The sequence below is a fragment of the Arthrobacter sp. APC 3897 genome (genome assembly GCF_030407495.1).
GTDB lineage: Bacteria > Actinomycetota > Actinomycetes > Actinomycetales > Micrococcaceae > Arthrobacter_B.
Genome location: NZ_JASDDG010000006.1, coordinates 107,174 through 114,096, shown reverse-complemented (window position 1 = coordinate 114,096; position 6,923 = coordinate 107,174). Strand labels below are relative to the sequence as shown.

5 protein-coding genes are annotated in these 6,923 nt (G+C 66.2%); all 5 read right to left on the bottom strand.

Annotation, left to right across the window (positions count from 1 at the left end):
• Positions 1-23 precede the first annotated feature (23 nt).
• Entirely contained in the window at positions 24-1,451 is a 1,428-nt protein-coding gene (locus QMA10_RS04920; RefSeq protein ID WP_290166629.1) for an aldehyde dehydrogenase family protein, read from the bottom strand.
• 127 nt (positions 1,452-1,578) lie between these two features.
• Complete coding sequence (locus QMA10_RS04915) at positions 1,579-3,102, bottom strand: APC family permease (RefSeq protein WP_356833774.1); 1,524 nt, start codon at positions 3,100-3,102, stop codon at positions 1,579-1,581.
• A 177-nt stretch (positions 3,103-3,279) separates the two neighbouring features.
• On the bottom strand, positions 3,280-4,266 hold the full coding sequence (locus tag QMA10_RS04910) for a helix-turn-helix domain-containing protein (RefSeq protein ID WP_290166628.1): 987 nt from the start codon (positions 4,264-4,266) through the stop codon (positions 3,280-3,282).
• A gap of 210 nt (positions 4,267-4,476) precedes the next feature.
• The gene (locus tag QMA10_RS04905; protein WP_290166626.1) at positions 4,477-5,067 is read right to left on the bottom strand and encodes a TetR/AcrR family transcriptional regulator; all 591 of its coding nucleotides are present in this window, start codon (positions 5,065-5,067) and stop codon (positions 4,477-4,479) included.
• 73 nt (positions 5,068-5,140) lie between these two features.
• Positions 5,141-6,823, bottom strand: a complete 1,683-nt coding sequence (locus tag QMA10_RS04900) for an amidohydrolase (protein ID WP_290166625.1) — start codon at positions 6,821-6,823, stop codon at positions 5,141-5,143.
• Positions 6,824-6,923 lie beyond the last annotated feature (100 nt).

Below are 6,923 nucleotides of genomic sequence, written 5' to 3'. Positions count from 1 at the left end.
TTGGGGGGGGAGGAGGTTGGCGGCTAGTAGCTGATGACCTGCGGGGAGCCGAGGTGCTTGAGCCCTTCGACTCCGAACTCCAGGCCGTAACCGGATTGCTTGGCACCGCCGAACGGGATACGCGGGTCCACGGTGCCGTGCTTGTTGATCCACACGGTGCCGGCCTCGATCCGGGCGGCAACCTCGCGGGCAGCTTCCTTGTCTGTGCCCCACACTGAGGCTCCCAGGCCAACGTCCAGGCTGTTGGCCCATTCCACGGCCTGGTCCACGGTGGAGTAGCGGATGATGGGGAGCGCGGGCCCAAACTGTTCGTTGACCACCAGCGCATTGGCCGGGTCGATATCCGCGATCAGCGTGGCGGGATAGAAGTAACCGGGCTGCCCGGGTTCCGGATTGCCGCCCAGCAGCACACGGGCGCCGGAGGCTTTGGCCTGTTCCACCAGGTCCGCCACGATGTTGTACTGCGCTTCATTCTGGAGCGGACCCAGCACGTTGTTCTCGTCCAGGCCCACGCCCATCGGCATGCCCGCTGCCACCTCGGTCAGCGCTTCGCAGACGTCGTCATAGAGGTCCTCGTGCACATAGAGCCGCTTCATCGCAGCGCAGGTTTGGCCGGTGTTGATGAACGCGCCCCAGAACAGATCCTGGGCGATGGCCTTTGGATCAGCGTCAGGCAGCACGATGCCTGCGTCATTGCCGCCCAGTTCCAGCGTCAGGCGCTTCACCGTATCTGCCGAGGACCGAATGATCGCCTTGCCGGTGGCGGTGGAACCGGTGAACATGATCTTGTCCACGTCCGGGTGGGCGGAGAGGGCTTCCCCGACGTCGCGGCCCCCGGAGACTACGTGCAGCACGTCGGCAGGAAGGACCTGGTTGAGTACGGCAGCCAGCGCCAGCACGGACAGCGGCGTGTATTCGGACGGCTTCATCACCACGGTGTTGCCCATCCGCAGGGCCGGTGCCAGTTGCCAGACACTGATCATCATGGGCCAGTTCCAGGGGCCGATCGCGCCCACTACGCCCAGGGGGCGGTAGTGCAGCTCGGCCCGCCCGCCGTCGTCGTCCACCAGAACCTCGGGTTCCAGGTCAAAGGACGCAGCGGCACGGAGCCAGGCGGCGGCGCCGCCCACCTCAAACCGGGCATTGGGACCGTTCAGCGGCTTGCCCTGCTCACGGGAGAGCAGCTCGGCGAGTGCTTCGGCCGAGGCGTCGACGGCGTCGGCCGCCTTCATCAGGGCCTCGCGCCGGCCGGTGTGGCCAAGCGCGGCCCAGTACGGCTGCGCGGCACGGGCGGCGGACAGCGCCTTGTCCAGGTCCTGCACGCTGTGGACCGGTGCTTTGCCCACCACTTCGCCGGTTGCCGGATCCAGAATGTCCCGGCCTTCCCCGGTTGCCGAAACGGCGGACAGGAGGTCCTGGTAAGAGGAAAGTGTCGTGTCTGCAACAGGCATGTCCTGCTCCTTTGCTGGATGTGTCCGGGGTCTTCCATTAACTGTGACGCACACCATGGTGCCGGCGGTTGGCTTTGCGTGAGCACTGCTTGGCAAAACGTGCACGCCCTGCGGTTTTGCCGTGCGGTTAGCTGCGCGGCGGAACAGCAGCCTCCCGCGTTGGCTCACCGGCGGGTTCCCCGGCCTCGCCGCCGTAGCCGATTCCGGCATACACCTTCGGCCGGCGGCGCCGAAGTTCCAGCGCCCACAGCATGCCGATCAACCCGGGAGCCAGAACGATAACCGGGAGCAGCCAGCCCAGGGTGCCGGCTTCCTCCAATCCAATGAGCACATCGAAGTTGGCCACAATGACGGCGAACAATGCCATAAGGGCAATCCCCGCGGTTGTCGGTGCAAGCAGCCGTGTCCAGGTGCTGCAGTCCGCGCCGTGGCGTCCCAGGTATCCCACCACGGCAAAGGACGTCAGCGCCATCAGCAGCACCAGTCCAAAAGCGCCCATGTTTGTCAGCCAGGTGAACAGCGTGACCACGGGGAACAGCGGCCCTGCCTCGGAGCCGTTGCCTGCCGCGGCGAAGGCAACCAGTACGACGGCGGCGATACCGGACTGCGCCAGCGATCCCACCACCGGGGCCTGGGTCCGCCGGCTGGTTGCGGCGAGTGCCGGGGGGAGCACGCCCTCGCGGCCCAGGGCGAAGAAGTAGCGTGCCACGACGTTGTGGAAGGCAACCAGCGCCGCCAGCAGGCTGGTCACGAACAGCAGCGAGGAGAGGTCCACCGCCCATGCCGGCACCCGCTCTGCCAGGAAGACGAACACCAGGTCAGGGCCGAGCTCGGCGGAACGGGCAATGACCCGGCTGTCACCTTCGCCTACGGACATCGCCCAGGCCGAGAAGGCGTAGAAGCCGGCAATGATCATGATGGCGATGAAGGTGGCCCGGCGTGCGGTGTTCCGGGGATCCTTGACCTCTTCGTTGTAGATGGCACCGGACTCGAAACCCATGAACGCGGCGATGCTGAACGCGAGGGCGGCGCCCACGCCGGCGGTGAACAGACCCGACGGGGCTAGCGAGGCGGCGCTGATGCCCTCTGGGGCACCGGCGACGGAGAGGAGGTCATACACAATGACCACCAGGAATTCCAGGGCCACCACGGTGCCCAGCACCCTGGCGGACAGGTCCACCTTGTTGACGCCCAGCACGGCAACAACCACCCAGCCGGCCAGCGCACAGAGCCACCAGGCCGGTTCAGCGCCGGTGAGGCCGCTGATGAAGGAGGACAGGGCGAACCCGAACATGCCGTAGATCCCGATCTGCATGGCGTTGTATGCCATCAGGGCCACCCACGCTGCTCCCACGCCGGCAGGCTTGCCCAGCCCCCGGGCAATGTAGGCGTAGAACGCGCCGGCATTGTGTATCTGCCGGCTCATGGCCGAATAGCCCACGGTGAACAGCAGCAGCACGGCCCCCAGAACAATAAAGGACAGTGGAATGCCCGTCAGACCGGTAACGGCGTAGTTGCTGGTGACGCCGCCGGCTACAACGGTCAGCGGAGCGGAAGCGGCAATGATCATGAAGACCAGGGCGGGAACGCCCAGGCGCCTTTTGCCCAGGCCCGTGCCGGGGCTGCGCTGCTGCTGGAGGGAAGAGGACACAGTGTCTCCTGACGGACGAGGTGAAGCGGGTGCACCCCGGAGGGGTTGATTCCACTGTGGGGCACGCCACACTATGTCCGCTTGGCTTTGAGTGAGCACTGGTTGGCTAACTGTGCACCGAGTGCGTCCGGAATCCGCGCCAGGGCATGGAAGCCGCCTTCGACCGGAATTCGGGGCTCAGCTGCGCCGGCGGTATGCGGAGGGGGAGCAGCCGTGTGCGGCACGGAAGATGCGGCTGAAATGTGCCGGGTCAGGCAGGCCCCAGCGTGCTCCGATGGCGGAGATGGGGACGTCCGCCAGCAACGGATCGGCCAGGTCACGCCGGGCGCCGGCCAGCCGCCGTCCGCGGATCCAGGCAGCTGCGGTGGTTCCGCTGTCTTCGAAGAGTTTGTGCAGACTGCGGGTGGAAATGTAGTGCGCAGCAGCCACATAGCTGGGTGAGAGGTCCGGATTGGAGAGCTGCCCGTCGATGAAGAGCTGGACGCGCCGCAGCATCCGGGCCTGTCCCGTGCTTTCGGCGGCCGGACCGGAGTATGCCTCGTCAGCCAGCAGCGTAGCCAGGAGGTCCACGGTGTTCATGGCGAGACGGTGCGCTATCGGCCCGTCAAGTTCGGGCAGCATGCGGGCGGTCTGGGTGAGGAAGGGAACCACCGCCCGCCCCAGCCGGTGCTCCCTGCCCAGGGGAATGGCCGTTAGGCCGCTCATCTGCTCCGGTGACAATCCCACCAGATGCTTGGGGAACATCAGCACCAGGGTGGAAAAGCTCTCGTCGAACCGCAGGGTATAGGGCTGGCCGGTGTCATAGATCGCCAGTTCACCGGTGGTCAGCACCGTCTGTCTGCCGCCCTGCCGCAGCACTCCGCTGCCTGAAAGCTGCAGGTTGAGTTTGTAGAACCCTGATCCGCCGGCAGCAATGAGGTCCGGCGTGCGTTCCACGGCGTGTGCCATTGCGTCCACCTGGACAATGGCCAGTTCCCTGAGCTGATGGCTGGTGAGCTGCCCGGCAAAGGCGGCCCCCGCGCGGTTCCCGGCCGGTGCCGTTTCCAGGGGGACGAAGGACTCCGAGATCAGGCGCTTCCACTGGGGGAAGGACTGTGCCCGGACCACAGTGCCCGACGACGGCACGGGGGAGGCCGGGGGAGCTTCCGGGAGCGTGGTGGTCATTGTGGTTCCTTTCGCCGCCTGCCGCGGAACGTTCCGTGAGGCAGGTCACGTGAAAGGGAATCTACGCGCTTTTGAGCCCGTTGTCGAAGTTTTTCTCCATGTGTCGAATTTCCTTCGGTTGCCGGATAAGTATTCCCGGACAAGTAGTCCCGGATAGGGAGACGGGGACGGGGACGGAGACGGAGACGGCCCGCCCGCGGGCCGCCATCCTCAGCCGCGCAGCAGCGCCAGGTGGCTGTCCAGCTGGTCCGTGAGCTGGTCCGGGGAGTTGAAGTCCGGATCGAACACCGCCGCCACCTGTGTTCCCAGCAGGAAACTGAGCAGGGTTTCCGCGGCGTTGTCCGCGCTCAACGGTGCGGTAGTCCGCTCCGTTCGGTGGGCAGCGTTCAGCCAGGCGCGGATGTTCGTCCTCCACTGGGCCATGGCGGCGTCATTGACCTCGGCCTGGGCGGGATCGCGAAGGGCCTGCTGCCAGAACGCGATCACCACCCGCGCCTCGTCCAGCCGGTTGTCATCCAGGGGCAGCACCTCAAGGCAAAAAGCCCGCAGGGCTTCTAAGCCGTCCAACCCCTCGGTGGCCGCATCGATGCGGGCATTGGTACTGGCGAAAACGTGCCGGAACGTGGCCTCCATGAGGTCCGCCTTGGCCGGAAAATACGGTTTGAGCGCGCCGTTGGCATAGCCGGCCTCGGCTGCAACCTCCCGCAGCGTTGCTCCGTCCAGCCCCCGCTGCGCGATCACGCGCCAGGTGGTCTGGACAATCTCGGCACGGCGCCTGTCGTGGTCCACAATCTTGGGCATGTTTCCTTCCCGGCCGCCGACCCCCGCGGCCGCCTGCCCTTCGCCATCCTAGTGCCGGGAGCCGCCGGGACCCTTACGCTGGCACGCTCACCGGTTTTCCGGCTGCATCATGCACCAGGCGGCCCTCGAACCAGGTCTCCTGCACCTGTACGGCATGGATTTGTCCGGGATCCACGGTGAAAATGTTCCGGTCCAGAACGATAAAGTCAGCAGACAGCCCCGGTGCCAGCATGCCTGTCCGGTCCTGCAGTCCCATGGCGGCGGCCGGATGACGGGTAAAGGCAGCCACGGCCTGGCGGACGTCCAGTGCCTGCGCACTGTTGAGTGTGCCGGCGACGGCGGGGTCCGGGTTTCGGCGGGTAATCATGGTCTCCAGTCCGGTCCAGGGGTCCGGAGTGGGGGCCGAACAGGGCCAGTCCGAACCGCCGCTGACGGGTGCCCCGTCCAGCAGCAGGTCACGGAGGGGCCAGGAACTGTTGAAGACATCGGCGGGAATCTGCTTGGCGATGCTTTCCTGGATGACTGAGGGAAACCAGATGTAGGGCGAGGCATCAGGCACCACGCCCAGCGCCGCAAACCGGTGAAGGTCAGCCTCGGAAATGTACTCAACATGGGCAATCTGGAAAAGCGGACCGTCACCGCGCGAGGCACGGACGCGTTCCACCGCATCAAGGATCAGCCGGACCGCGGCGTCGCCGGTGGCGTGGAGCTTGGCGTGCAGCCCGCGGTCCACCAGTTCCTCCAGCGAGGCAACCAGCTCGTCCAGCTGCCACAGCGGAGCGCCCGTGTGCTGCGGATCGTGGCTGTGGTGGCTGCACAGGTAGGGGTTGAGTATGGCGCTGGTTCGGGTCATCGGTACGCCGTCAAGCACGTATTTGGAGAAGTCCGGGTGCAGGTGTTCGGTGCGGTGCAGTGCGCCGATGTCGTAGAGCGCCGCGCCGGTGGTGCCGGGCTCGATGAACGGCCGCGAAGGCATGGATGCCACCACATGAGCAGTGAGCTCGCCCCGCCGGTCCATGCCGGCGAGGGTTTCCAGGGCGTAATCCATCGTGGCTGCCTCCTGGACGGCTGTGACTCCGTAGCCGTTGAGGATCTTCACGGCGGTGCGGAATGCCGTGGCGTGGCGCTCCGGGGTGTCTTCGATGGAAGCGGCCGCGGCCTCCTCGCCCACCGGGCTGGCCAGTTCCTGAAGGACGCCGGTCAATCGGCCGGCGTCGTCGCGCACATAGGTGCCGCCGTCGGGATCCGCCGTCGTGCCATCCACGCCCATCAGCTCCAGGGCCCGTGAATTCACCCAGCGGTTGTGCATGGAATCATCCCGCAGCAGGACCGGACGGCCGGCGGACGCCTTATCCAGGGCACGGAGGTCCTCCGCAGTGATGTCATCCATCACCGTGGATCCAACTATGCCGCCGGTGATCCACTCGTCCGGTGCCAGCCGCTCTGCCCAGGCCTGCACTTTTTCGAAAATGACCGTCTTGGTGTCGGTGGGCAGCACCGGCAGCTCAAAGGCGGCCTGGCGGCCGCCCAGGCCCAGGTGGGCATGCACGTCCACCAGCCCGGGCATGGCCAGCCTGCCCCGGAGATCGATGACCGGAGTGTCCCCGCTAACCAGGCTGCGTATCTCCGCTTCATCCCCCACTGCCAGAATCCTGCCGTCACGGACCGCAAAGGCTTCAGCCCATTCATTGTCGGGGTCGCTCGTGTAGACGGGGCCGTTGGTGACGATGAAGCTGGTCAGGTTCTCCGGGGTCATATGTTTTCCTCTCGGTTGGCCGCACGGGGCTGATGCACATCGGTCCGCACTGTTCCGTCAAGCTTCGGCGCAGGCACGGCAACGGGTCTTGGCGACGGGT

What these genes read in the sequence shown, in the direction of transcription:
- QMA10_RS04920 (WP_290166629.1), bottom strand. Translation starts at nt 1,451, where the DNA reads ATGCCTGTTGCAGACACGACACTTTCCTCTTACCAGGACCTCCTGTCC.
- QMA10_RS04910 (WP_290166628.1), bottom strand. Translation starts at nt 4,266, where the DNA reads ATGACCACCACGCTCCCGGAAGCTCCCCCGGCCTCCCCCGTGCCGTCG.
- QMA10_RS04905 (WP_290166626.1), bottom strand. Translation starts at nt 5,067, where the DNA reads ATGCCCAAGATTGTGGACCACGACAGGCGCCGTGCCGAGATTGTCCAG.
- QMA10_RS04900 (WP_290166625.1), bottom strand. Translation starts at nt 6,823, where the DNA reads ATGACCCCGGAGAACCTGACCAGCTTCATCGTCACCAACGGCCCCGTC.